At 74.5% G+C, this 25638-nt stretch carries 22 protein-coding genes; 11 read left to right on the top strand and 11 right to left on the bottom strand.

All coding sequences use genetic code 11. The features are described 5' to 3' along the window. Positions 1-42: 42 nt before the first annotated feature. The gene (locus AB0J12_RS25335) at positions 43-1464 is read left to right on the top strand and encodes a SpoIIE family protein phosphatase (protein ID WP_363266673.1); all 1422 of its coding nucleotides are present in this window, start codon (positions 43-45) and stop codon (positions 1462-1464) included. Positions 1465-1500: 36 nt separating this feature from the next. On the opposite strand, the gene AB0J12_RS25330 is transcribed toward AB0J12_RS25335, so the two are convergent. After that, positions 1501-2997: a hypothetical protein gene (locus AB0J12_RS25330; protein WP_363266672.1), complete on the bottom strand. Its 1497-nt coding sequence runs from the start codon at positions 2995-2997 to the stop codon at positions 1501-1503. Between the two features lie 253 nt (positions 2998-3250). On the opposite strand from AB0J12_RS25330, the gene AB0J12_RS25325 reads away from it, so the two are divergent. Continuing rightward, positions 3251-4396, top strand: a complete 1146-nt coding sequence (locus tag AB0J12_RS25325; protein WP_363266671.1) for an aminoglycoside phosphotransferase family protein — start codon at positions 3251-3253, stop codon at positions 4394-4396. A gap of 430 nt (positions 4397-4826) precedes the next feature. After that, the gene (locus AB0J12_RS25320; protein WP_363266670.1) at positions 4827-6794 is read left to right on the top strand and encodes an N-acetylmuramoyl-L-alanine amidase; all 1968 of its coding nucleotides are present in this window, start codon (positions 4827-4829) and stop codon (positions 6792-6794) included. Positions 6795-6806: 12 nt separating this feature from the next. Here the strand turns inward: AB0J12_RS25320 and AB0J12_RS25315 are convergent, their stop codons facing one another. From AB0J12_RS25315 to AB0J12_RS25290, 6 genes are all read right to left on the bottom strand, one after another. Beyond that, the gene (locus AB0J12_RS25315; protein WP_361638024.1) at positions 6807-7304 is read right to left on the bottom strand and encodes a hypothetical protein; all 498 of its coding nucleotides are present in this window, start codon (positions 7302-7304) and stop codon (positions 6807-6809) included. A gap of 49 nt (positions 7305-7353) precedes the next feature. Continuing rightward, positions 7354-7938, bottom strand: a complete 585-nt coding sequence (locus tag AB0J12_RS25310; protein ID WP_363266669.1) for an ABATE domain-containing protein — start codon at positions 7936-7938, stop codon at positions 7354-7356. Between the two features lie 31 nt (positions 7939-7969). After that, complete coding sequence (locus AB0J12_RS25305; RefSeq protein ID WP_363266668.1) at positions 7970-8869, bottom strand: universal stress protein; 900 nt, start codon at positions 8867-8869, stop codon at positions 7970-7972. A gap of 352 nt (positions 8870-9221) precedes the next feature. Continuing rightward, on the bottom strand, positions 9222-9464 hold the full coding sequence (locus AB0J12_RS25300; protein WP_363266667.1) for a DUF397 domain-containing protein: 243 nt from the start codon (positions 9462-9464) through the stop codon (positions 9222-9224). Between the two features lie 114 nt (positions 9465-9578). Beyond that, on the bottom strand, positions 9579-11930 hold the full coding sequence (locus tag AB0J12_RS25295) for an MFS transporter (RefSeq protein WP_363266666.1): 2352 nt from the start codon (positions 11928-11930) through the stop codon (positions 9579-9581). Between the two features lie 126 nt (positions 11931-12056). Further along, the gene (locus tag AB0J12_RS25290) at positions 12057-13076 is read right to left on the bottom strand and encodes a sigma-70 family RNA polymerase sigma factor (protein WP_363266665.1); all 1020 of its coding nucleotides are present in this window, start codon (positions 13074-13076) and stop codon (positions 12057-12059) included. A gap of 155 nt (positions 13077-13231) precedes the next feature. Between AB0J12_RS25290 and AB0J12_RS25285 the strand changes: the two genes are divergently transcribed. Then, positions 13232-14839, top strand: coding sequence for a right-handed parallel beta-helix repeat-containing protein (locus tag AB0J12_RS25285; protein ID WP_363266664.1), 1608 nt, complete (start codon positions 13232-13234; stop codon positions 14837-14839). Positions 14840-14961: 122 nt separating this feature from the next. On the opposite strand, the gene AB0J12_RS25280 is transcribed toward AB0J12_RS25285, so the two are convergent. Both AB0J12_RS25280 and AB0J12_RS25275 read right to left on the bottom strand, forming a co-directional pair. Next, positions 14962-16416, bottom strand: a complete 1455-nt coding sequence (locus AB0J12_RS25280; RefSeq protein ID WP_363266663.1) for an FAD-dependent oxidoreductase — start codon at positions 16414-16416, stop codon at positions 14962-14964. A 59-nt stretch (positions 16417-16475) separates the two neighbouring features. Beyond that, on the bottom strand, positions 16476-17711 hold the full coding sequence (locus AB0J12_RS25275; RefSeq protein WP_363266662.1) for a polysaccharide pyruvyl transferase family protein: 1236 nt from the start codon (positions 17709-17711) through the stop codon (positions 16476-16478). Positions 17712-17923: 212 nt separating this feature from the next. On the opposite strand from AB0J12_RS25275, the gene AB0J12_RS25270 reads away from it, so the two are divergent. Next, positions 17924-18409 (top strand): DUF1360 domain-containing protein, encoded by a 486-nt coding sequence (locus AB0J12_RS25270; RefSeq protein WP_363266661.1) that lies wholly within the window; start codon positions 17924-17926, stop codon positions 18407-18409. After that, positions 18382-18882 carry an ATP-binding protein gene (locus tag AB0J12_RS25265; protein WP_363266660.1) on the top strand — a complete coding sequence of 167 codons (501 nt, stop codon included), beginning with the start codon at positions 18382-18384 and terminating at the stop codon, positions 18880-18882. Before AB0J12_RS25270 ends, AB0J12_RS25265 begins: the two co-directional genes overlap by 28 nt. 1 nt (position 18883) lies before the next feature. Here the strand turns inward: AB0J12_RS25265 and AB0J12_RS25260 are convergent, their stop codons facing one another. Next, positions 18884-20158 carry a cytochrome P450 gene (locus AB0J12_RS25260; protein WP_363266659.1) on the bottom strand — a complete coding sequence of 425 codons (1275 nt, stop codon included), beginning with the start codon at positions 20156-20158 and terminating at the stop codon, positions 18884-18886. A 70-nt stretch (positions 20159-20228) separates the two neighbouring features. Then, positions 20229-21359 carry a galactosyldiacylglycerol synthase gene (locus AB0J12_RS25255; protein WP_363266796.1) on the bottom strand — a complete coding sequence of 377 codons (1131 nt, stop codon included), beginning with the start codon at positions 21357-21359 and terminating at the stop codon, positions 20229-20231. Between the two features lie 310 nt (positions 21360-21669). On the opposite strand from AB0J12_RS25255, the gene AB0J12_RS25250 reads away from it, so the two are divergent. The 5 genes from AB0J12_RS25250 (at position 21670) to AB0J12_RS25230 (ending at position 25614) form a co-directional block, all read left to right on the top strand. Then, positions 21670-22521 carry an SDR family NAD(P)-dependent oxidoreductase gene (locus tag AB0J12_RS25250; protein ID WP_363266658.1) on the top strand — a complete coding sequence of 284 codons (852 nt, stop codon included), beginning with the start codon at positions 21670-21672 and terminating at the stop codon, positions 22519-22521. Between the two features lie 103 nt (positions 22522-22624). Beyond that, positions 22625-23524 carry a DMT family transporter gene (locus AB0J12_RS25245; protein ID WP_363266657.1) on the top strand — a complete coding sequence of 300 codons (900 nt, stop codon included), beginning with the start codon at positions 22625-22627 and terminating at the stop codon, positions 23522-23524. Further along, positions 23521-24306 carry a polysaccharide deacetylase family protein gene (locus AB0J12_RS25240; RefSeq protein WP_363266656.1) on the top strand — a complete coding sequence of 262 codons (786 nt, stop codon included), beginning with the start codon at positions 23521-23523 and terminating at the stop codon, positions 24304-24306. Before AB0J12_RS25245 ends, AB0J12_RS25240 begins: the two co-directional genes overlap by 4 nt. Next, positions 24299-25105, top strand: coding sequence for an SDR family NAD(P)-dependent oxidoreductase (locus AB0J12_RS25235; RefSeq protein ID WP_363266655.1), 807 nt, complete (start codon positions 24299-24301; stop codon positions 25103-25105). The genes AB0J12_RS25240 and AB0J12_RS25235 overlap by 8 nt, the downstream gene beginning before the upstream one ends. Beyond that, on the top strand, positions 25102-25614 hold the full coding sequence (locus AB0J12_RS25230) for a hypothetical protein (protein ID WP_363266654.1): 513 nt from the start codon (positions 25102-25104) through the stop codon (positions 25612-25614). The genes AB0J12_RS25235 and AB0J12_RS25230 overlap by 4 nt, the downstream gene beginning before the upstream one ends. The last annotated feature ends 24 nt before the right edge of the window (positions 25615-25638 follow it).

The raw sequence follows: 25638 nt of genomic DNA, 5'->3' as shown, positions 1-25638 counted from the left end.
CACCCGTCCGCCTGGCCGTACCGTCCCGCATCGGAGTGCGTCATGCCGTCCCATGTCTCCGCGGACCGCTCTTCCGCCCAGCCGCCCTCCCGCGGCTCGGTGGACGCGCTGATTTCGCAGGCGCGGCGGCTCAAGGGCGACGTGGACGCGGTACGGCGTGACACCCAGGGCGACGGCAGCGACCCCACGGAACGCTGGCAGCGCGCCCTGTATGACCTGGCCCTGCACCAGCTCGACGACCTCGACGAGCACCTGGCGCAACTGCGGGACGGCCCGCTGCCCGCCGGGCCCGCGGCAGAGGAACCGCCCGCCGAGGCCGCACAGGCGCCGAGCGGTCCGCTGCTCAGCCGGGTCGGCAGCGCGGAGTGGAACCTGCTGACCGACGAGGCAAGCTGGTCCGGCGAGTTGTACCGGATCCTCGGCCGCGACCCGGCGAGCCCGGCGCTCACCCTGGACGAACTGCCCTCCCTCGTGCTGGAGGAGGACCGGCCGCAGCTCACGGCGATGGTCACGGACTGCCTGATCGACGCCAAACCGATCGACGGCGAGTTCCGCATCGTGCGCCCGGACCGCGAGGTCCGCACGGTGCACATGATGGGCGAGCCGGTGCTCGACGCCGACGGCAGCACCACGTCCATGTGGGCGGTGCTGCGCGACGTCAGTGAACTGCGGCGCAGCGAGCGGGCGGTGAGCGAGACCCGTGACTCGCTCCAGCGCAGCCGGCAGCGGGCGCAGACCGAGCACCGGGTCGCGGTCGAGGTGCAGGAAGCCGTGCTCCCCCCGTGGCACGGCTCCCTGCGGCTCCCGCGCCGCGGCGCCGGGTCCCTCGACATCGCCGCCCACTACCTGTCCGCCCCGGCGAGCGAGCTGATCGGCGGCGACTGGTACGACGCCCTGGAACTGCCCGCGGGCGAGAGCCTGCTGGGCGTCGGCGACCTCACCGGCCGCGGACCGGTCGTGACGTCCACCATGGCGATGCTGCTGGGCGCGGTGCGCGGCATGGCGATGGCGGGCACCCGGCCCGGGGAGCTCATGGCGCTGCTCAACCGGTTACTGGATTCCGCCGGCCGGCCGGCCCTCGGCAGCGCCGTCTGCTGCCGCTACCGGCCGGCCGACCGCACCCTGACCTGGGCGCAGGCCGGGCATCCGGCCCCCGTGCTGTACCGCGCCGGAACAGGGCGCAGGCTGGCGCCCCCGGACGGCGTCCTGCTCGGCGCCACCCCGACCGCCGCCTACGGCCAGGCCGAGGAGACCCTCGAGGTCGGTGACCTGCTCCTGCTGCACACCGCCGGCCTGGTGCCCGGCCGTGCGGGGGCGGACGGCTCCGACGCCCTGCTCGACCTGGCCCCGCGGATCGCGGATGCCGCCGACGCGCAGGACTGCGTGCGCGCGGTCGTGGCGGAGTTCGACACCGCCGAGCGCCAGGACGGCGCGTGCGTCCTGGTGGCCCGGGTGGAGTCGTAGCCCTTCGCCCGTTTCTCAACCGACAGCGCCCGCTTCCTACGCCGGTGCGCTGCCCCTCGCCTTGCCGCTCTTGCCCTTCGGCAGGGCCTGCACGATCTCCTCGCGCAACTCCTGGATCCCCGGGTAGCCGGCGTACTGGGCGGTGAGCCGGTACATCTGGCGCAGCCGATCCCAGGTGCGGCGGGAGGAGTTCGAACCCATCGACATCAGGGCCAGCCGGGCGTAGCGGTCGGCCTGTTCGGGGTCATCGGCGATGAAGCAGGCCGACGCCATGGACAGGTGGTCGAAGATCTTCGAGCGCTCCCGGCCGTCGATCCGCAGATCCAGCGCCTTCTGCGCGTAGTACTGGGCGTGCGCGGCGGCGCCGGGATCGAACTCCGCCAGGGTGCGGTAGGCGAGCGCCTGCATGCCGTACAGATCCTCGGCCTTGAAGGTCTGCATCCAGTCCGGCGTCTCCTCGTCCGCCTTGTCGGAGACGAAGAGGTCCTCGGCCTGGCCCAGGGTGCGGCGCATGGCCTGGCCCTTGCCCATCGACGCCTGCGCCCAGGCCTCGATGGTGTGGAACATCGCCTTGGTCCGGGGCAGCAGCCGGTCGCCGGCGCCGGACTGGGCGAGTTTCATCAGGTCCAGCGCGTCGTCGGGGCGGCCCAGGTGCACCATCTGCCGGGCGGCCCGGGACAGTGCCTCGCCCGCGCGCGGCCGGTCCCCGCCCTCGCGCGCCGCGTGGGCGGCGATGAGGAAGTACTTCTGCGCGGTGGGCTCCAGACCCACGTCGTGCGACATCCAGCCGGCCAGGACGGCGAGGTTGGCGGCGACGCCCCACAAGCGGCGCTGGATGCCGGGCGAGTGGTGGTAGGCGAGGATGCCGCCCACCTCGTTGAGCTGGCCCACCACGGCCTTGCGCTGGAGCCCGCCGCCGCGGGCCGCGTCCCAGGCGCGGAAGACCTCGACCGAGCGTTCGAGTTCCTCGACCTCCTGCGTCCCGATGGGGGCGGCCTCGTAGCGGTCGAACCCAGCGGGGTCGGCGTGCAGGGGGTGATCGGTGTGGGGGGCGTCGACGGAGAGGGTCGGGTCGGTGTGCAGCCAGTCGTGCATGGCTCCGCTGAGTGCGGATCCCGCGGCGAGCGCGGCACCCGCGCCCACCAAGCCGCGTCGGTTGAGCATGAGGTCCATTCCCGTGAATTCGGTGAGGACCGCCGCGGTCCGCTCGGGCGCCCACGGCACACCGTCGGGATGCTCCACGCTCCCGTCGCCCTGCCGTTTCCCCGCGCGCCCGTGCCTGACCAGACCGAGGTCCTCGATGGTCACGACACGGCCGAGACGCTCGGTGAACAGGGCCGCCAGCACCCGCGGCACCGGATCGCGCGGGATCTCTCCCGTCTCGATCCACCGCCGCACCCGGGAGGTGTCGGTCGACAGCTGGGGGTGGCCCATGGCCGCCGCCTGCTTGTTGACCAGCCTCGCGAGTTCTCCCTTGGACCAGCCGGCCATGCCGAACAGATCCGCGAGTCGGGTGTTGGGTTGTCCGCTCACTCAAGCCCCCAGGTTCTCGGCTGAGTTGACACTAGCCCGGTGCGAGTTGCCGAGCGACTATTCGCCAGGGTTCGCCAGGGTCCGCCAGATGGTGTGCCAGTGGCCGCCGGGTGTCAGGTAGATATGCGCCACCCCGACCCGGTCGCCACCCGCTCGCAGTCATCGCGACGGGCGCACTCCCCAGGGTGCAGCACGGCGGCCGGGCCGGACGGCGCTTTGACGTCACAGGCACACGAAGGGATCTGTTTCGCCCATGTACGCAGCATCGTCCTCCGTGTCCGCCCCGCCCCGGCCGCTGCTCCCCCGCCCCGCGGTGGGCGCCAGCGGCCCCTACCTGGCCCCCGCGCGTGGGGCGGCCCCCGTGCTCGGTGCGGGCCGCAGCCGGCGCGGCCCGGGGGCCGGCACACAACCGCTCAGCGGGAGACTCGACTTGTCCGGCCCTCAGGGAGCGCAGCTGCGCACGGCGATCGCGTCGGTGCACCGGATCTGCCCGGAGTTCGCCCCGGTGCAGGTGCTGCGCCGCAGCGGACGCTCCGTGCTCCTGGTCGGCACGACCGGTCGCAGCACGGCCGTCGCCAAGTGCTTACTCGATCACTCCCCCGAGTGGGCCGAGCGGTACCGGCAGGAGATAGCCGCATACCGCACGTTCGTCCGGCACCGCCCCCCGGTGCGGGTGCCGAGGCTGATCGCGGCGGATCCGGACAACTGCACGCTGATCGTGGAGCGGATGCCGGGACGGGTGGCGGCACTCCAGCGGCACCCCCTGGAGGCACCGCCGCGGGCGGACGTACGGGCGGCACTGGCGGCGATCTGCCGGCTCAACGCCTGGCGGCCGCCGGCCGGGACGTTCGGTGCCCCGCTGGACTACGCGGCCCGTATCAACCGCTACCACGAACTGGGCCTGCTCACCGACCGCGACCTGGGCGACCTGCAGAAGCTGCTGCACGGCATCTCGCACGCGGCGGGCCGGGGCGGCATGGGCCAGTTCTGCCACGGCGACGCCCTGCTGTCGAACCTCCTGCTGTCACCGGCCGGTCCAGTGCTGGTCGACTGGGAGCACGCGGGGTGGTACCTGCCCGGCTACGACCTGGCGACCCTGTGGTCGGTGATCGGGGACGCGCCGGTGGCCCGGCGGCAGATCAGCCAGCTCGCGCAGCAGGCGGGACCGGCGGCCCGGGACGCGTTCCTGGTGAACCTGATGCTGGTGCTCACCCGGGAGATCCGCACCTACGAGACGGCCGTGCAGCGTTCGATGCACGACGCACCCCCGGCCGGCGCGGGCGCGGCCCATCCGGGTGCCACGCCCTCCGGTGAGGAACTGCGCCTGCTGCTGCGCCGCCTGCACGACGACTGCCAGCTGGTCCGCCGAGCGGTACGCGCTGCGGTCGGCACGCGCTGACGACCGCGGCGAGGCGAGGGTGCCGCGCTCGCCGACGGCCCATGAGGGCTGAGGCGCGGCACTCACCGAAGGCCTCCCTGCGATGCGGTCGGCCACGGTGGGCCGGATCCACCGGCCTGATACACCGGCCGCCGAGCGCCGGCACCCTCCCACGCCGGTCGGTGCTCACCGGCCGGGACGCCGGCCCGCGGTGCGCTCGGCGCGACGGCGCACCCCGGACGGCCGCCGGGTGGCGGACCGCAACCACTGGTATGGGCCACTGACGCCGTGCAGGCGGGTGAACCACCCGTCGCGAAACCCGCCCCACCCACCGCTTGACATGGGAAATCGCCTCTGTGACCGCATGATTGACGGATCGTCGGCCAGCCGGTACCACTGACCGGGTTCGGCCCGCACGCCCCGTCATGACCGCACGTCTCTGGAGGCAGCTTTGCGCGGTTCCGTCACCGACCCCCACCACTCCCCCGGCCACAGACGCCTCGCCCGCCGGGGCGCCGTCGCCGTGGCGTCCGGCGCGCTGCTGCTGCCGCTGCTCGGCGCGGGCCCGTCCCACGCCGACGACTCGGCGGGCGCACTCCAGCGGGCCTTCGCCTCCGCGGCGGCCGAGTACCGGGTGCCGCAGAGCGTGCTGCTCGGCGTCTCCTATCTGCAGTCCCGCTGGGACGCGCACGCCGGCGCGCCGAGCGTGACCGGCGGCTACGGCCCCATGCATCTCACCGACGCCCGCACCGCGCTGGCGACCTCGCCGCACCACAGCGACGGCACCGAGGACGCTCGCGGCGACGAGGCCCGCCCGCCGCTGCGTCCCGAGGCCAAGCTCCCCGCGGAGAGCGCGCTGCCCGCGCGGCTGAAGACCCTCACGCGGGCCGCCGAGCTGACCGGCATCCCGGACGCGGAACTGCGCTCCGACGCGGCCGCGAACATCGCGGGCGGCGCCGCGCTGCTGGCCGCCGCGCAGAAGGATCTGGGCGAGCCGCTCAGCTCCGACCCGGCCGAGTGGTACGGCGCCGTCGCCCGGTTCTCCGGCGCCGACGACACGGCGACGGCCGCGGCGTACGCGGACGACGTGTTCGACGTGATCCACACCGGGCAGGAACGTTTCACGGACGCGGGCCAGCGGGTGGCGCTCGCGGCGCAGCCCGGCGTGGCCCCCGACACCGGGCAGCTGACGCGCACGGGCCTGCGCCGGTCGTCGGCGGCGAACACCGAGTGCCCGGCGTCGGTGTCGTGCGAGTGGGTGCCGGCGCCGTACGAGGAGTTCGGCGACAACGACTACGGCAACCACGATCTGGGCGACCGGCCCGCCTCGCAGCGCATCCGCTACATCGTCGTCCATGACACCGAGGGCGGCTGGGAGGGCGTCCTCAACCTGATCAAGGACCCGACGTATGTGTCGTGGAACTACACGCTGCGCTCCACCGACGGGCACATCGCCCAGCATGTGAAGGCCAAGGACGTGGCCTGGCACGCGGGCAACTGGTACATCAACGGCGCGTCGGTCGGCCTGGAGCACGAGGGCTTCCTGGCGAACCCGGACGCCTGGTACACGGAGGCGATGTATCGTTCCTCCGCCCGTCTGGTGAAGTACCTGTCCGACCGGTACGGCATCCCGCTGGACCGGCAGCACATCCTGGGCCACGACACGGTGCCCGGCCCCACGACCGGCACGATCCCGGGCATGCACACGGACCCGGGCCCGTACTGGGACTGGCGGCACTACTTCGAGCTGCTGGGCCACCCGGTGAAGCGGACCGCGCGCAGCGGCGGCGGCCTGGTGACGATCCGGCCGGACTACGCCGCGAACCAGCCGGTGTACACGGGCTGCGCCAAGGGCGGCCAGCCGTGCCCCGTGCACGGCTCCAGCGAGGTGCGGCTGTACTCGCAGCCGGACGAGGACTCCCCGCTGATCAAGGACATCGGTCTGGGCACGACGCCGACGAACGACGTCAACGACCTGTCCTCGCGGGTCTCCACCGGCCAGCAGTTCGCGGTGGCCGGGCAGAACGGCGACTGGACGGCGATCTGGTACCTGGGTCAGAAAGCCTGGTTCAAGAACCCCAAGGGCAAGCCGGCGGCCGTGCCCGCGGCGGGCCTGGTGGTGACCCCGAAGGCCGGCGCGGCGAGCATCCCGGTGTACGGCAGGGCGTACCCGGAGGCCTCCGCCTACCCGGCGGGCGTCCCCGCGCAGTCGGTGTCCCCGCTGCCGTACAAGGTGCCGGCGGGCCAGAGTTACGTGGTCGGGGACAAGGTGCCGGGTGAGTACTACTACGCGGTGACCTTCACCGAGGGCTCGCACCGGGTGGTCGTCGGCAAGGACCTGTATTACGAGATCCAGTACGGCCACCGCGTGGCGTTCGTGCGGGCGGCCGACGTGCGGGTGGCGCAGTCGGCCGAGTAGCCGCGGCGGGCCTCAGCCCTGCTGGAACAGCTCCGCGGGGAGCGGCTTCAGCAGGGCGTACAGGTCGTCCGTGATGGGCCGGTCCCAGGCGGCGATGGTGACCAGGACGTTGTCGCTGCGGTCGAACTGCACGCAGGAGATGCGGGACTCCGACAGCTTCAGCCGGCGCACGATGAGGAGGTTGTCGCCCTGCAGGACGGGCACGTCCTCGGTGCCGACGACGGTCACCTCCTCGTCGTTCTCCAGCGCCAGCAGGAGCTGGGCCACCTCGAAGGGGACCTCTCCCTCGTCGACCTCGCGGGCCGGGGAGCCCTCGGGGAGGTTGCCGATGATCATGGCGGGGCCGCGGCCGCCGAAGAGGTCGTAGCGCAGGTAGACGCCCTGGCAGGTGCCGTCGGGGGCGGGCAGCAGGCCGGCGCCCAGGTTTCCGGGCCAGTCACCCGGGTCCATGGCCAGCACGTCGAAGTCGGGGCCGGCGGGGGTGGCGCTGCGGCGACGGAGGAACGACATGCGGCCATGGTACGTGCCCGGGGCGCCTCGGCGTCGTGCGGGCCGCCACCTAGGTGATCTTGCGGTGGCGTTCGTGGTGGCGGGCGACGCGGGCCCGGTTGCCGCAGGACGGCTTGCACCACTCCTGGCGGGGATGGTCCTTGAGGAAGTAGCGCACGCACCGCGGGGCGTGGCAGGCCCGCAGGCGGTGCCGGTCGGGGCCGGCGAGGAAGGCGATGGCGGCGCGGGCGAGGCGGGCGACGAGATCGTCGGGGCCGGCGGCGGGCCGGTACTCACGTTCGGGTTCGGTGTCCTGCACCCAGGTCAGCACCGGTACGACGGGCCGGCGGGCGGCCGCCGCGTTCAGCGTGCGCAGCGCTTGCGCCACGGGCGGCAGCACGTCCGCGTCGGCCGGGCTGGGGGCGGCGGGGCGTACCGTGCGGGCGAAGAGGGAGCGGACGGCGGCGCGCAGCTCGCGCACCGCCAGCAGGGTGGTCTCGTCGGCGTCGGAGGTCAGCGCGGGGTGTGCCCGCAGCCACGCGGTGAGCCCCTCCCGGTCGGCGAGGTCGTCGGTGACGCCGCCGTGTCCGTCGTGCCGCAGCGTCAGCGCGAGGTCGAGGGCGAGCCGGGTGTCCGGGCTGATCGGGTCCTGCATGCGGCCGATGATAGGGCCGGGCCCTTGCGGGTCACTCCTCCGGCGGATGCGGGGGGACGACCGCGATCGGGCACACCGCGTGCAGCAGGACCGCGTGCGTGACGGAGCCCAGCAGCCGCGGGGCGAGGAGCCGGCGGCGGTGGCGGCCGACGACGAGCAGGTCGGCGCCCTGGGAGGCGGCGACGAGGTTGCCCGCCGCGTCGCCGGGAAGAACGGACGGCTCGGCCCGCACCTCTGGGTGGCGTTCGCGGTAGGGGGCGAGGAAGCCGTCGGTCAGGGCGCGGGTCTCGGCCTCGACGGCCGCCTGGTCGACGGCCGGCGGCAGCATCTCGCCGTGCGTGGTCCAGGTCTGGGCGGGCCACGGGTAGGCGGCGATCACCTGGAGAAGGGCCCGGCGCAGCTCGGCCTCCGTGAAGGCGAAGTCGAGGGTGGCCGCGTCGGGGCCGTCGGCGTTGAGACCGACCACCACGCGGGGGCCCGGCTCGGCCGGCAGGGGGGCCTCGACCGTGCGGTCGGGCCGGGGCACGACCACCACAGGGCACGGGGCGTCGCGCGCCGCGGTCATGCCGTTGGAGCCGAGCAGCAGGCTGGCGAAACCGCCGCGGCCGCGGGAGCCGAGCACGAGCAGCTGGGCGTCCGCGGCCAGTTCCGGCAGGGCGGCGGCCGGTGCGCCGTCGATGCCGATGTACGCCGCCGCCGGTGCCTGACCGCGCGCCTCGAGGCGGGCGGCGGCGTCGGTGAGCACCGGGTCCTCCTCCGGCGGGGGCGGGAGGACCACGGGAGCGCCGGGCTGGGCCCAGGCGACGTACTGCCGCACGTGGACGACCTGCAGCGGTGCCGTGCGCGCCCGGGCCGCGTCGGCGGCCCAGTCCAGGGCGCGCAGGCTGTCCTCGGAGCCGTCGACCGCCGCGATGACCGGCAGTGTGCTCATGCGTCCCTCACCTCCGGAACAAGACCTTCCTCATCCTGGGGCCAGCCTGGCGCAGGCGGCGTCCCGGGAGCGGTTTCCGTGGTCGCGTGTCCGGAAAAGGGGAGGAATTTTACGCGGGCGGCCCTCGTCACGAGGGGGCCTCACAGGGCGAGCGGGCCGGCGGTGGTCGGCTTGAGGCCGCGGGCACCGAGGCAGAGGGCCCCGGCTCGAAGCCGACGTGCAGCCGGGCGCGGCCCGCCGCCCCGGCCGCGCGGGCGGCCTCGGCGACCAGCGCGGCGCTGGTCGGTGAGGTCGCCGCGCCGGTCGTAGGTGATCGTCACCGCCGCATCGCAGCGGCGGGCGGGCGAGCGGTTCAGGTCAGGTCGAACTCGCCCTCCCGTGCGCCGGAGACGAACGCGCCCCACTCCGCGGGTGTGAAGATCAGGGACGGGCTCGCGGGGCGGCGGCTGTTGCGCATCGCGATGAACCCCTCGACAAAAGCGATCTGGACATCCCCCAGGCCTCGGCTGCTCGACTGCCACTGGGCGTTGCTGAGGTCCAGCTCCGGCTTGTCCCAGCCCGTGAGCGGCTGCTGCTGGATGGTGCTCTCCGCCACGTCCGTGCTCCTCCCGACTCGTCGTCCGCGGCCAGCCTAGCGATCGACCGCGGACCTCAACAGGGCACGTGAGACGGACCTTTCCGGAGCCGGGGCGGTTCGGATCCCACCCGCCTACGCCACGGGGTGGGCCAGTTCGATGTCGTGCTTCCCGTCTCCCCCGCCGGCGACGGTGATCCCGGTCGCCTTGGGCGGATAGCCGGTGGCGATCACGGTGTACGCGCCGCTGTCGAGGTCGGAGAACGCGTACGCCCCGTCCGCGCCGGTCGTGGTCGTACCGACGACGTTGCCCGCGGCGTCCACCAGCGTGACCCGGGCGTCGCCGAGCGGTGCGCCGGCGCCGCGCACGGTGCCTCGAACGTATGCGCCCGCGGTGAGGTCGACGTCCACGCGGGTGACGCCGGTGGCGGATATCTCGGCGTGCAGGGCCAGCGGGCGGTGCTTGGGCGCGTTGACGGCGAGGGTGACGGGGCCGGGCACCAGGTCGGTGAGGGTGAACTCACCGAGGGCGTCGGTGCGTCCGGTGGCCAGGACGTCGCCGCGAACGTCGGTGACGATGACGACGGCGTCGGCGACGGGCGCCCCGCTGTCCGCGGACCGCACGACACCGCTCAGCCCGCCGGAGCCGTCGAGCAGCACGTCGTGGGAGACCTCGCGGTCGGTGACGACGAGGGTCGTGGCCTGCGGACGGCAGCCATCGGCGGCCGCGATGAGCACATACGTCCCCGGTCCGGGCGCCGGCAGCACGTAGGAGCCGTCGGTGTCCGCGACCGCGCGGCCCAACTGCCGCCCCTCGAGGGAGATCAGGGTCAGCGCGGCCCCCGGGACCGGCGCGGATTCGCCTCCGCGCACCCAGCCCCGTACCTCCGCTCCAGCGGGCGCCGGTTCGTCGCCGGCCAGGCCCGGGACCGTCGCCACCAGTTCGGCGACCGCCCGGGCGAGCGGTACGGCGACCGCCGCGCCGACGGCCTCCTCGTCCGCCTCGGCGACGGCCGGTGCGGTCTCCTTCGGCGTGGCGGGTGCCGGTTCCTGAGCGGGGGCGGGCACGGCGGCCGGGCGCCGGCCCGGGATGAACGCGGCGACCAGCAGGGCGAGGACCGCCGCACCGCAGCCGGTGGCCATCACCACCTTGAACCCGTTCTCGCTGGGGAGCGCCACCGGCCCGAGGTTCGTCGTCAGATGGGCCAGGATGACCCCGGCGATCGCGCTCGCCACCGAGGTGCCGATGGACCGCATCAGGGTGTTGAGGCTGTTCGCGGCGGCCGTTTCAGACGGCTCGACCGCGCCCATGATCAGCGCGGGCATCGCGCCGTAGGCGAAGCCGACGCCGGCGCCGATCACACAGGACACCAGCACGAGCTGCCAGACCGCGCTCATCAGCCAGATGTTCAGCCCGTAGCCTGCCGCGACGATCACCGCGCCTAGCATCAGGGTCGCCTTCGGGCCCTTGGCGCGGGAGATGGCAGCGGAGACCGGCGCCATCGCCATCATCACCAGGCCCGTCGGCGCCAGCACGAGACCGGCGTCGAGCATCGACCTGCCGAGGCCGTACCCGGTCGCCTCGGGGAGCTGGAGCAGCTGCGGCAGGACGAGGGACATCGCGAACATCGAGAAGCCGAACGCGATCGAGGCGAGGTTGGTGACCAGCACCTGGCGGCGGGCGGTCGTGCGCAGGTCGACCAGCGGCTCCCCGGTGCGCAGTTCGTACACGCCCCACAGCAGCAGGACCACAAGGGCCGCGGCGAGGAGGCCGAGCGTGGTGCCGCTGCCCCAGCCCCAGTCCGCGCCCTTGGAGACGGCCAGCAGGAGGCAGATCAGGCCGGCGGCCATCCCGAGGGCACCCAGGGCGTCGAAGCGGCCGCCCGTGCGAACCGCCGATTCCGGCACCAGGGCCAGGACCAGGACGAAGGCCACCGCACCCAGCACCGCGGAGGTCCAGAAGAGCATGTGCCAGTCGAAGTGGTCCGCGATCAGGGCGGCGGCGGGCAGACCGAGGGCGCCGCCGACGCCGAGGGAGGCGCTCATCAGCGCGGTCGCCGAGCCGAGGCGTTCGGCGGGCAGTTCGTCGCGCATGATGCTGATGCCCAGCGGGATCACACCGGAGGCCAGACCCTGCAGCGCCCGGCCCACGATCATCGGCGCCAGGCTGTCGCTCAGCGCCGCGGTGACCGAGCCCGCCACCAGCAGCGACACGCTGGCCAGCAGCAGCCGCCGCTTGCCGTACATGTCCCCCAGCCGGCCCATCACCGGGGTCGCGACGGCGGCCGCGAGCAGCGTCGCGGTGACCGCCCAGGCAGCGTCGGAGGCGGACGCGTCCAGCAGCTTGGGCAGCTCCGGGACGATCGGGATCACCAGGGTCTGCATGAGCGAGACGACGATCCCGCCGAAGGCCAGCACCGCCACCACGAGGTTGGTCCGCCCGGGAGCGGTCACCTCCTCGGCGGGCCGGGGATGAGCGTGGGACATGGCTGTCGGGCCTCCGTGAGGGCAGCGCGCATCGATACGGCCCACGAAGGTAGGACAATTGATTGACTTAGGCAAGGAGATGGGGGAAGTGTGATCGTCCCGTGAGAATCCGGATCGGACGGAGGGTCAACTCGCCCATTCCACAAGGCGTTCGCCCGTTTCGTGCTCGCGGAGCAGGGCCAGTGACTGCTTCTCCAGCTGGCGCACCCGCTCGCGGGTCAGGCCCACGTGCCGGGCCACCTCGTCCAGGGTGCGGGAGCGGCCGTCGTGGAGGCCGTAGCGGAGGCTGAGGATCATCGCCTCGCGAGGGGCGAGGGTGCCGATGGCGTCGCGCAGTTCCTCGGCGAGCGCCTGGTACTCGGCGACCTCCGGGGCCTGCAGCACGTCCGTGTCCGGGATGAGGTCGCCGACGACCGTCTCGCCGCTCTCGTCGACCGGGGTGTCCAGGCTGAGGGACTGCCGGCCCACCCGACGCAGCCACACCACCTTGTCCTGGGCGAGCTTGCCCTCCTCGGCGACCTCCTCGGGGGTCGGCTCGCGGCCGAGGGCCAGTTGCAGGCGCCGTTCCACCTTGGCGAGCTTGTGCAGCTGCTCGACGACGTGCATCGGCAGCCGTACCGTCCGCGCGTGATTCGCCAGGCCGCGCTCGATGGCCTGACGGATCCACCAGGTGGCGTACGTCGAGAACTTGAAGCCCCTGGTGTGGTCGAACTTCTCCACCGCACGGATCAGCCCGAGGTTGCCCTCCTGGATGACGTCCAGCAGGGGCAGGCCGCGGTGGGCGTGCCGTTTGGCCATCGAGACCACCAGACGCAGGTTGGCGCGCACCATGTGGTCCTTGGCCGCCAGCCCGTCGCGCGCGGCGGCCTCCAGTGCGGCGCGCTGCCGTGGGGTCGGCCGGCGCTCCCCCGCGTCGGCCTGTTCCAGCTCCTCCAGGGCTTCGACGCCGGCCCCGATGCGCTGGGCGAGCCGCACCTCCTGCTCGGCGTCCAGCAGCGGGGTGGCCGCGATCTGCGCCAGGTACTGGCCGAGCAGATCCGGCTCGTCGTCGAGTCCGCCGATCGGGTCGCGGCGCCGTGACGGGCGGGCCCGGGCCGGGCCGTCACGGCGGGGGCCGGACGGGGTCGTGCGTGCCTGCGAAGCCATCGTTCGCTCCTCGCACTCTGTGCTGTCCGAGCTCACGGGTACCCGGCGGCTTCCGGGCGAACCGCCGGCCAGGGGTGCGGAGGCCCGGGCGCGCATGCGAGACGCGGAACGCCGGTACTCGGCTCCCGCACCTCCCGGGTGGAGAGGAGGACGCGATGTCCGCATCCCTGACGGTCGACGCGCGCGCCTACGGGCTGGCCGGTGACGGCACCACCGACGACCGGTCGGCCGTCCTGGTGGACGAGCTGGGCGCGGCCCGCGCGGCGGACGGGCTGCCGCGCCGGATCCTCGTCCCGCCGGGCCGCTATCTGATCCAGGACGAGCCGGTGGTGTGGCGCAGCGGAGTGTCCCTGATCGGCGCCGGGCGCGGCGCCACCTGCTTCGTGCTGCGCAATCCCGGTCGCCCCACCGATCCGGTGCCGCTGGCCTGGTTCACCGCGCAGCAGCACGGTGCCGGCCCGGAGAACCACCTGGCCGACGTCACCTTCGCGCACTTCGAGGTCGACGCGTCGGGCGCGCGGACGACGGACTACCACCCCTTGGCCAAGGGGCTCGGGCTGCAGTACGTGCTGCGCGGCCGCTTCTGCGACCTGTATGTGCACGACGCGGCGGCCACCGGCTTCGGCTGCGACTTCCTGCAGGACACGGTGGTGGAGGGGGTGCTGGCCGAGCGCTGCGGGGCTCAGGACCCCGGGGAGAAGATGGGCGGCGCCGGCATCGGGATCGGGATCGGCGGCTGGGGGGACGTGGAGCGGCTGACGGTGACCGCGTGCACGGCGATCGGCAACGGCACGAACGGGATCTTCCTGGAGCTGCAGCAGACGCGGTGGACGCCGCCGCGGGGCATCCGGATCACCGCGTGCCACGCCGAGGACAACCGGTTCGGCATCTCCGACTGGGGCGCGGACGGGCTGCTCGTCGCCAACTGCACGATGATCGGCAACCATGAGGCCGGGTTCGACGTGTCCTCGCAGGGCACGTCCGGGATCGGGGGGCGCGGCGGGGTCGTCACGGGCTGCGTCATCGACGGCAACCTGCGCGACGGGATCGGGTTCGGCAACACGCCGGGGCCGTACGCCTTCCGCGGCAACCGGATCAGCGACAACGGGCGGTACGGGTACTGGGAGCACAATCTGGCGGGCGGCGACCAGGAGCCGGCCATGGACGTCGTCCTGGAGTCCAACGACATCCGCGGCAACGCGCTGGACGGGGTGCGGGTGGACGCCGGGTTGCGGGAGGCGGCGTTCCTCGGCAACCGGTTCCGCGACAACGGGCGGCGGGCCGCCCCCGCGGCGGCGGGCGGCGGGGACGGGGTCCGCTGTCTTGCGCTTTCGGTGATCGACGAGCACGCCGAGTGGCCGGCCGACGGCCACCAGGGCAAGCGGGTGACGGTCGGCGGGCAGAGCGCGGTGGTGCTGCGCAACACGGCGACGGCGCTCACCCTCGCGCCGTGCCGTCCCGGCGCGGACACCGCCTGGAGCGACGGCACGCCCCCGGCGGGCACCGCCTACCGGCTGCCGGACTCCCCCGCCCCGCGCGCCGGCCCCACCGTGGCGGCCGCGCTGACCCGGCCCCATGTGCACGGCAACCGCTTCTGGGACGACCAGGAGCCGCGCACCCAGAACCACGCCCTGTGGATCACGGCCGACGGCCACTGGGAGGGCGGCCGTGTCACCGACAACGACTTCACCGGCAACGCGGACCGCTCCACCCGCTACGACGCGGCACCCCAGGGCGGCCGCTGGAGGGACAACGAAGTGTGAACCGCGGCGGACGTTGCGGCGCCGGGCGACGCCCCGACGGCGCCGCTGGGCCCGGCGCGTTCGCTCGCCCGCCGCGCCCGGCCCTTCCGGCAGCCCGACCGCAACCGTGCCCGAAACGGCCGCTAGCCTCCGGCCGCCTGGGCCCGTCCGTCGTCCGCGCGTTGCAGGCGGGCGCCCTGGCGGAGGAGTTCCTGCTGGACCAGCTCGGCGGGGACCCTGCGTGGGGGGCGGCCGAGGCGTACGGCGAGAGCGGCGCAGGCGCCCGCGGCCTGGCCCGTCGCCATGGCGATCGGCATGACGCGGTAGGAGGAGTGCGCCACGTGGGAGCCGGAGATGCAGCGCCCGGCGACCAGGAGGCGTTCGGTGCCCTGGGGCAGCAGGCAGCGCAGTGGGATGTCGTAGAAGCGGCCGCGCGGCACGCGTTTGAGGATGGTGCCGGTGCCGCGGGGGTTGTGGATGTCCACCGGGTAGGCACCGTGCGCGACGACGTCCGGGAAGGAGCGGGCGCCGAGGATGTCGTGGCCGGTGAGGTGGTAGTCGCCGAGGATCCGGCGGGTCTCGCGGACCCCGATCTGGGTGCCGCTCTGCACGGCGTACGCGGTTTCGAAGCCGGGCACGCGGGTGCGCAGGAAGCGGTCGATCTGCTCCAGCTGACGGCGGGCGACGCACTCGGCCCGGGTGAGGTCCCACACGTCGATGCCGAGGGCCCTGGTGACCCGGGTGCTGTTGACGCTCAGCTCATGGGGGTGCGGGGTGCCGAAGAAGAGCATGTTCTCGCGGGCGAGCCGCAGTTCACCGGCCTGGGTGGCCTCCTCCACCAGGTCCCACAGCCCGTGTACCCCGCGCCACTGGTCGGGGTGCGCCTGCACGTACCCGGCGAAGCCCTCGGGGTCGAAGTCGGCGACGCGGAACATCAGCGTCATCGGCTGCACCCGCCCGTCCTCCGGCCGCCCCACCTCGAACGGCGCCCCCGCCGCGGCCGCCACATCGCCGTCCCCGGTCCCGTCGACGACCACGTCCGCGTCGATCACCACCGGTCCGGACTTGGTCTCGAACACCACCCGCCAGCCGTCGTCCAGGGGCAGCGCGGCGGAGGCGAAGGAGTGCAGCAGCAGCCGTACGCCGGCCTCGTCGAGCAGGTCGAGGAGGACCAGTTTGAACGTCTCCGGGTCGAACGGCACCGTGTAGCCGGTGTCCAGGGAGGGCGGGATGCAGCCGCCGCGCGCGGTGAGCCGGTCCAGCAGCCGCCACAGGAACCCGGCCACGACCGCCTCGCCCTCGCCGTGGTCGGAGGGCAGCAGCCGGCCGTCCTGTCCGGCCTCGTCGAAGACGGCCTGCTTCTGCTCGTTGTGGAAGGACATCAGCGGCATCACCAGGGCGGCGGTGGCGTTGCCGCCGAGGAAGCCGTAGCGCTCCACCAGGACGACGTCGGCACCGGCCTGCGCGGCGGAATGGGCGGCGGCGGTACCGGCCGGTCCGCCACCGACGACCAGGACGTCCGTGCGGCCCCCGTGGCGTGCCGGGCGCGCGGGCAGGGTGACGGTACGGGGTTCTCGGGGCGGTTCCAGGAGGGGCATGTCCTCTTCCCGTCGGCTGGTTCCGGGGTGCTCGGCAGGGGCGGCGGCCCGGTGGCAGGTCAGACCGGGAAGGCCGTGTGGGCCCGCGGCGGGGGATCGTCCGCGGCCAGGGGGTCGTCGCCGGTGAGACCGGCCGGGTCGGTCCGGAGGGGCTGCAGCGTGTCGAGGAGCACGCCGCAGCGCACACATGTGTCGCGCGAGCGTTCCCGCAGTCGGCGGACCCGCTCGTCGAAGTCCGGGCGCCGCTGCGGGAACTCGTCCCACAGCCGGTCCACCTCGGCCAGCAGCAGCCCGGCCTGCTCACGGGCCACACCGACCAGCGCGGGCGCGCCCAGTCGGCGGGCGAAGTCGAAGACCTTGCCGGAGTACGGCAGCGGCAGCACGGGTACCCCGGCCAGCGCCGCGAAGATCAGGAAGTGCAGGCGCATCCCGACCACCAGGTCGAGGTGGCTCATGAAGCCGAGGACCTGGCCGGGGCTGTAGGTGTTGTGCAGGATGCGCCCGCGGTCGGGCGCGGTCATCCGGGACAGCACGCCGTGTGCGTGCCGGACGTCCTGGCGTTCCATCGGCACGAACACCACGTGCGCGTCGAGCCGGCGGACCAGGAAGTCGGCGACGTCGGCGAGCAGCGCGTGGTAGTCGCCCTCGTCCAGCTTCTCCGCCGCCCGGCCCGGCTCGCGCACCGACATGCCCACCAGCCGTACCCCGTCCGGGACGCCCTCCTGCCGCATCATCTGCTCGGTGAACGGCTCGGGGGGCAGCAGCAGGGCCGGATCGGCGGTGACGGTGAGGTCGCGGTCGATGCCGACCTCCTCCAGGACGAGCCGGGACTCCTCGTCGCGCACGACCACCTCCGCCATGACCGGCAGAACCGCGCGCACCGCCGCCCGGTCCTCGGCCTCGTTCAGCGGCCCGGCGCCGACCGCGTAGGCGAACGTGGGCACGCCCCTGGCCTGCGCCGCGCCGACCAGGCGCAGATACCGGCGGGCCTCACCGTCGTACAGGATGCCGCCGCCGCCCAGCACCAGCAGGTCCAGGCGGCCCAGCACGTCGAGCACCGGCTTTTGCGGGACGCCCTCCCAGTCGACGACCTCGTCGGCCTCCCCCTGGTGGGCGCGGGTGTGCTCGGCGTCGCGGCTGAACACGACGAGCCGCGCCTGCGGCCGCTGGGCGCGCAGACAGCTCAGGACACAGGTCAGGATGGCTTCGTCGCCGGTGTTGAAGCCTCCGTAGGAGCCGAGCACGCCGATGCGTGGGCCGCCCCGGCCGGGCGGCGAGGGCTCGGTGATGGTCATCCGGACCTCCTCGGAACGCGACGGCGGGACAGGCCGCCGGGCGCACTGGTCGTGCCGTCGGCACCGGGTTGCCTGCACCGCCCGGGGAAAACGCACCCCGCACACGGGTACCCGCGAGGCGTGGGCGATGTGTTCAGTGTGCGGGCGCGTGTGGCCGCCCGCGCGACGGGGCACTCGGGCCCGGCCCGACCGGCCGACCAGGGAGGATTTTCATGACGGTACCCCGCTACGACGACGAGGGCGAGGTTCCTCTCGGCGGGTACGCCGCGCTCGCGACGACCTTCACCGCAGGGGCCGCGCTCTTCGCGGCGGTCGCGCACCGCCGGGGTGTGCGGCCGCCCGAGCAGGTGCCGCCGTGGGACGTTGCCCTGATGGGTATGGCGGTGTTCAAGGCCTCCCGGCTGCTCACCCGGGACAAGATCACCAGTTTTCTGCGGGCGCCGTTCACCCGGCGCACCCGCCAGGGTGAGGGCAGTGAGGTGATGGACGAGCCGCGCGGCGGTGGGGCGCAGCGGGCCGTGGGCGACCTGGTGTCGTGCCCGTTCTGCACCTCGGCGTGGGTGGCGGGCGCGCTGGTGTGCTCCTATGCCGTCGCGCCGCGCGGGACCCGGCTGGTGTGCGCGGGGCTGACCGCCGTCACGGCGGCGGACTTGCTGCAGTACGCGTGGACGTGGGCGCAGCAGAACGCCGAGGGCTGAGGGCGGTGGCCGAGCTGGCGGTGCTGGTGGGGCTTCAGGCGTCCGGTAAGACGTCGTTCTGCCGGCGCTGCCTGAGCGACCATGTGCTGGTGAGCAAGGACCGCTTCCCGCGCTCGGCCCGGCACAAGCAGGCCCGGCAGATGCGGCTGGTCGAGGAGGCACTGACCGCCGGGCGGTCGGTGGTGGTGGACAACACCAACCCCTCGCCACAGGAGTGGCGCCCCCTGGTGGCCGCGGCGCGCTCGCAGGGGGCACGTGCCGTCGCGTACTGGTTCCCGCCGGACCTCGCGGGCTCGCTGCGCCGCAACGAGGTGCGCACGGGCCGCGCGCGGGTGCCCGACGTCGGCATCCACACCACGCTGCGGCGGCTGTGCCGGCCGGGGGCCGCCCACGGCTTCGACGCCGTGTACGACGTGCGGTTCGACGGGCGCGGCGGCTTCGTGGTGGGCGCGGCCGACGGCAGCCGGGCGTGAGTCAGGCGGCGTGCACCGTGCGAGGCGCCGCCGGGACGTGGACGTCGCGCATCACGAAGCCGTCGGCGACCCTCGCCGGGAGGCGGCGCAGGGAGATCCTTAGGTCCTGCGGCGGCACCGTGTAGTCGAGGGCGGCCAGCCGCTGGGCGAGCGCTTCGAGCAGCCCGATGGTCAGGCCCTCGCCGGGGCAGCGGTGACCGGTGGCGGGGTCGCCCCCGCCCTGCGGGATCAGTTCGTCGCGGTCGACGACGTGCCGGCGGAACCGCTCGGGGCGGAAGGTGTACGGATCGCCCCACAGCCCGGCGTCGTGGTTCTGGCCGAAGACGTCGAGCAGGACCAGCCCGCCGGCCGGCACCGCCACCCCCTGCCATGACAGGTCACGGACGGCCACGCCGCCGAGGTAGGGCGCGAAGGGGTAGAAGCGGCGCACCTCGTGCACGAAGGCGGCCGCGTAGGAGAGTTCGCCGCCGCGCAGCCGCTCCCGGTGCTGCGGCCACCGGTGCAGGGCGTGCGCGGCGTAGGCCACGAACCAGGCGACGGCGACCGTGGGGCGGACGACGTTCAGCAGTTCGACGGCGGCCGTGTGCGCGTCCAACTCCTCGCCGGTGGCCTCGCGATGGTGGCAGACGGCCGCCAGCACCGAGCCCGCGGGGGCGTCGGTGCGCCCGGCGCGCACGTCCTCGACCAGCCGGGTGAACCGCTGCTCCTGCCGGCTGCGGGCGCGGCGGGCCCGCCAGTGCCGGGGGCCCGCGGTGGCGAAGCCGTCGACCATGGCCACCAGGTCGTGCGCGAGTCGCTCGGTCTCACCGTCGGCCTCGTCGACCGGAACGCCCGCCCAGCGGCACACGCCGCGGGTGAGCACCTCGGCCACCGCGTCGAACAGCACCACCTGTTCGGCGGCGCCCCAGTCCCGTACGGCGTCGTCCCAGGCGGGGATCGCGTGCTCGACGAGGGCGGTGATCCGGTCGGCGTGCAGCAGGGGCAGGAAGAGCCGTTTGCGGGCGCGGTGGGCGTCACCGTCGAGGGTGTGGACGGCGCCGTGCCCGAACACGGTGCTCAGAACGGGGCCGGGAAGCGCGCCGGAGCGGCGCACGTGGTCCTCGTCGTAGAAGAACCGCACCGCTTCCGGTCCGCGTACGGCGAGCGCGGGGCGGCCCAGCACGCGGGTGGCCGCCGCGCCGCCGGGGGCGTGGCGCAGCAGGCCGGGCAGCCAGGTGTAGCCCTGGGCGAGGGCCGCGAGGGTGCGGTCGGGCAGGATGCGGTCGGTGACGTTCATGCGCGCCGGGTGCCCCGGTGGCCGGGCCGGAACACGTGTCCCTGTGATCACACCGGTGTCTCGCGGCGGCTCACGCCGGTACGGTGCGGGCGCTCTCGGCCACGCGGGCCAGCACGTCCTGCCGGAACAGCGCGCGTCCGCGCGCGATCCGCTCCGCGCGCTCGGGGCCGTCGGCGGTGAGCCGTTCGAGTGAAGCGAGCAGGGCGGCTTCGCCGGCGGGCGCCTCGGACAGGCCGAGCGCCGCCATGCGCGCCACCCCTTCCGCGCCGTGGCCTGGCACGGGCCGGTGGGCGACGACGGGCAGCCCCGCGGCGAGGGCCTGCACGGCGGTCTGGCCCGCCGCGTTGTCGACGAGCGCACGGGCCGTGTGCAGCAGCCCCGGCATGTCCTGGACCCAGCCCGGGGTCAGAACGCCCGGCAGCTGGGCGCAGCGGGCGCGCAGCCGGTCGTTGCGGCCGCACAGGACGACCGGCAGAAAGCCCGCTCGGGCGAGCAGCCGGGCGGTGCCCGGCAGCCGGGAGGCGGCACCCCAGGCGCCCGCCGACAGCACGACGGGCCGGTCACCATGGGCGTGCCGGGCGAAGCGCTCGCGCCAACGGGCCGCGCCGGTCGGCGTGCCGTCCCGGGCGGCGGCCGGGGGTGAGTCGTTGCCGGCGGCGGCCGGGGGTGAGTCGTTCCCGGGTGCGAAGAAGGCGGGGGACACGACGGGGCCGGTCGCCTCGGCCGGGGTGCCGATGTCCTCGCGGACCTCGCGGGCGGCCTGCTCGGTGAGGCAGAAGTAGCGGTCGTTTCCGGCGTGCAGCCACTGGCGGTGGACCGCGAAGTCGACGAGGCACACGGTGCTCGGCACCTGCAGCAGGCCGCGCTCCCGCAGATGGCCGGTGAGCTGCGCGGCGAGGTGGAACACGGGCACGACCACGTCGGCGTCGGCGCGCTCCACCCGCTCCAGGAGCCGTCCGGCCGCGAGCCGGGCCAGCGGCACCCCGCTCGGGCGCGGCCCGTCGCCGCGGCGCAGCAGCGCGCGGTAGACGCCCTCGTAGGCCCAGGGGGCGTGCAGGACGGAGGACCGGTAGGTCCGGCGCACCACCCCGCCCAGCGGGTGCGGCAGCAGGCCGAGGACGTCCACGACGTCGGCCCGGTGGCCGCGTTCCCGCGCCCGGCGCACGAGTTCGGCGGCCACGGTGTCGTGGCCTGCGCCCATGCTCGCGCTGACGACCAGGATGCGCCGGGGTCCGCCGGTACCGGCGGTGGAGGTGTCGTTCACGTCTTCCGGCTGTCCCCCGCGCCGCCACCACCCAAACGGTGCCACGCGCGCGGCCGCCCTTGCGCCCTGCTCACCCGCACAGCCAAGCCCCCGCGGCCGGGGCCGTGGGGGCCGCCCGGACGGGCAGGATCCGGGGCCCTTCCCGGCCCGATGTCATCCGTTCCGCCCCGATTCGTTGGCATTTTGGCAAGCTTGAGAAGGGATACTCCTCTCCGGCGTTCTCCGTCGCACTTCGAGGTCACCTGACATGCCCCGTGCCCCGCTCAGCGCCCGATCCGCCCACCAGACGCCCGCGGGCGTGCCGGGCCGGGTCGCCGATCCCGGGCTGCTCGGCGCCGACGGCCGGCCCGCGCACCGGGGCGTGGCCGTGGTGACCGGCGCGTCCTCGGGCATCGGTGCGGCCGTCGCCCGCCGGCTGGCCGCCGCCGGCGGCTGGTATCTGGTGCTCAACGGCCGCGACATGCTGCGTCTGGAGCGCGTCGCCGGGCAGGCGTCCGGTGCGGTCTTCCCGGCGGATCTGACCGCGCCCGGCACCGACCGACGGCTGGCGGACTTCGTGCTGGACCGCACCGGCCGGGTGGACCTGCTGGTGGCGGGCGCGGGCATCGGCTGGGCCGGTGACTTCCGCACCATGCCGCCGCGCGCCATCCAGGACGTGATCGAGGTGGACCTCACCGCGACCATCGGCCTGGTGCGGCAGATGGTGCCGCACATGGTCCGGGCGGGGTCCGGACGGGTGGTGCTCGTCGGCTCCCTGGCGGGCGCCGTCGGCGTGCGCGGCGAGGCAGTCTACTCGGCCGCGAAGGCCGCGCTCGGCGTCTTCGCCGACGCGCTGCGCTACGAACTGAACGGCAGCGGAGTGCGGGTCAGCCACGTGGTCCCCGGGGTCGTGGACACCCCGTTCTTCGAACGCCGCGGAGAGCCCTACCGGCGTGCGTGGCCCAAGCCGGTCCCGCCGGAGCGGGTGGCGGACGCCGTGTGGCGGGCCGTGCGCCGGGACCTGGACGAGGTGTACGTCCCCGGCTGGCTGCGGCTGCCCGTGCGGGTGCACGGCATGGCTCCGGGCCTGTACCGGCGGCTCGCCGCCCGGTTCGGATGAACCGCGGAGTGAGCCGCGCGATGAACCGCGGAGTGTGCCGCGGGATGAACCGCGGGACGAGTCACCGCACGAGCCTGCGCACGAACCTCCGGGAGAGCGCCGGGTGACCGCGCTCACCGTCGTCCTCGCGCTGCTCGCGGCGCTGTCCAACGCCTCCGCGTCCGTGTTCCAGCGGCGCGCCGCAGCCGAGGAGCGCGCCCACGGCGTCGGGGCCCGCGGTGCGCTGCGCCTGTTCGCCCACCTGCTGCGCCGGCCGTACTGGCTGGCCGGCTCGCTTCTGCTGCTCGCGTCCACGGTGCTGCAGGCGGCGGCGCTGGCCGGGGGCGGCCTGTCGCTGGTGCAGCCGCTGCTGACCGCGGAGCTGCTGTTCACGCTGGCGGTGGGCAGCGTGGTCTTCGGGCACCGGCCCGACCGGCGGACCTGGCTGGCGTTCTCGGCGCTCGCGGCCGGGCTGGCGCTGTTCCTTGGCGCGGCCGCGCCGTCCGGGGGGCGCACCACCGCCTCGCCGGGGCGCTGGCTGCTGGCCGGGGCGGTGGCCCTCGGCGTGGTGGCCGCACTGGCGCTGCTGGCCCGGACGGTGGCGGGGGCGCCGCGCGCCGCCCTGCTGGGCCTCGCGTCGGCGGTGTCCTTCGCGTGTACGGCCGCGCTGCTGAAGGAGGTCATGGGCCGGCTGTCGCAGGGGGTGGGCGCCGTCCTGCAGCAGTGGCCGCCGTTCGCGACGGTCGTCGCCGGACTCACGGCGTTCCTGCTGTTGCAGGGGGCGCTGCGGGCGGGCACGCTGGCGGCGTCGCAGCCCGCGCTGACCCTGGGCGACGCGCTGACCAGCGTGGCACTGGGCTGGGCCCTGTTCCAGGAGCACATCGCGCTCGGCGTGCGGATCGTGCCGGAACTGATCGGCGTGACGCTGATCGGTCTGGGCAGCGTGGGCCTGGCACGGGCGCCGTCGGTCTCCGGCGCCTGGGACAGCCCCCGGCAACCGAGCGAGGAGGCGCAGCGCCCATGAACCCCGCCGCCCTCAGCCGTAAGGCCGCCCTCAGCCGTACGGCCGTCCTCGGTGCCGTCGGGCTGGCGCTCGCGCACGTCGGGCCCGCCGGAACGTGGCTGCCCGGGCCGCGGCGGCGCTGGCTGCCGGGGCTGGCCGGGGTGGGCCGTGCGGGGCACATCGCCCTCACCTTCGACGACGGCCCCGACCCGGTGTCCACTCCCCGCTTCCTGGACGCGCTGGACGAGCTGGAGGTGCGGGCGACGTTCTTCGTGCTGGGCGCGCGGGCGGCCGCGCACCCCGGTGTGGTGCGCGAGACCGTCCGCCGGGGCCACGAGGTCGCCGTGCACGGCTGGGCCCACACCCGACCCTGGCTGCCGACCCCGGTGCGTGACGCCCGGGACGTGCGGGCCGCCGTCGCGGCGGTGCGGGACCTGACGGGCTGCCGTCCGCGCTGGTACCGGCCGCCGTACGGCATCCTCACCTCCGGACGCTGGGCGGCCGCCCGCGCCGCCGGGCTGCGGCCGGTGCTGTGGAGCGCCTGGGGGCGGGACTGGACGGCCGACGCGACCCCCGCTTCCGTGCGGGCGACGGTGACGGCGCAGCTGCGCGGCGGGGGGACGATCCTGCTGCACGACTCCGACGTCACCTCGGCCCCCGGCTGCTGGCGGGCCGCGCTCGCCGCGCTCCCGGACATCGTCACCCGCTGCCGGCAGGCGGGCCTGACGGTGGGGCCGCTGGACGAACACGGGGTGGTGGACGGTTGGCGGGGCGGGGCACGGTTACTTGGTCGGCATGACTGACACACGGCCGCTCGCCCTGGTCACCGGGGCCTCCAGCGGCATCGGATTCGAACTCGCCCGGCAGTTCGCGCAGGCCGGCTTCGATCTGCTGGTGAACGCCGAGGACGACCGCCTCGACCACGCGGCGCAGCGGCTGCGGGAGACGGGTGTCTCGGTGCGGGCCGTGCGCGCGGATCTGCGGGACCCGGCGGGCGTCGACCGGCTGGTCGCGGCGACGACGGGTCTGGAGGTGGACGTGGCCGCGCTGAACGCGGGCGTGGGGCAGGGCGGCGCGTTCGTGGACACGGACCTGGCCGACGACCAGGCGGTGATCGACCTGAACGTGACGTCGACGGTCCGGCTGGCCAAGCCGCTGCTGCGGCAGATGGTGGCGCGCGGGGTGGGCCGGATGCTGTTCACGTCGTCGATCGCGGCGATGATGCCCGGCTCCTTCCAGCCGGTGTACAACGCCTCCAAGTCGTTCGTGCAGTCCTTCGCCCAGGCCCTGCAGGAGGAGCTGAAGGACACCGGCGTCACCGTCACCTCGTTCCTGCCCGGACCGACGGAGACCGACTTCTTCCGTCGCGCCGGCATGACGGACACCCGGGTGGGCAGCGCGGAGAAGGACGATCCCGCACAGGTCGCCGAGCAGGCGTTCGAGGCGGTGATGAAGGGCAGCAAGAAGGTCGTCACCGGGTCCCTGAAGACGAAGGCGCAGGGCGTGGCCGACAAGGTCCTGCCCGACGCGGCCAAGGCCGCGGTGCACCGCAGGATGGCCGAGCCGGGGCACGGAGACGGCCCTGATGAGGAGGAACGATGAACGACCGACCGTCCGGTGCCGTGGACAGGGGCCTGCTCGGCATCTATCTCAACGACCACCTCGCGGGCGCCACTGCCGGGGTGGAACGCGTGCGGTACCTGACGCGTGCGCAGCAGGGCACCGAGCTCGGCGCGGCCCTGCGTCCGGTCGCCGCCGAGATCGACCAGGACCGCCGGAGCCTGGTGGAGATCATGCGGGCGGTGGACGTTCCGGTGCGCCGGTACAAGGCGTACGCGGGCTGGCTCGGCGAGAAGGCGGGCCGGCTCAAGACCAACGGCCGCCTGGTGCGCCGCTCCCCGCTGAGCACGCTGCTGGAGCTCGAGATGCTGCGGATGGCGGTGGAGGGCAAGGCGTCCGGCTGGCAGTCGCTGCGCCGCCTCACGGACGTCGAGCCGCGCCTGGACGCCGCCCGCCTCGACGTACTCCTGGAGCGGGCCGCGCGCCAGCAGCGCACCCTCGAGGACCTGCGCGCCCGACAGACCGGAGAGACCTTCACCCACACGGGCTGAAGCCGATGCCCGTGCGGTCGGCCT

The organism is Streptomyces sp. NPDC049915, from assembly GCF_040656475.1.
Classification (GTDB): Bacteria; Actinomycetota; Actinomycetes; order Streptomycetales; family Streptomycetaceae; genus Streptomyces.
Note: the sequence above shows the minus strand (reverse complement) of the source record. Positions and strands in the feature narration are given on the sequence as shown.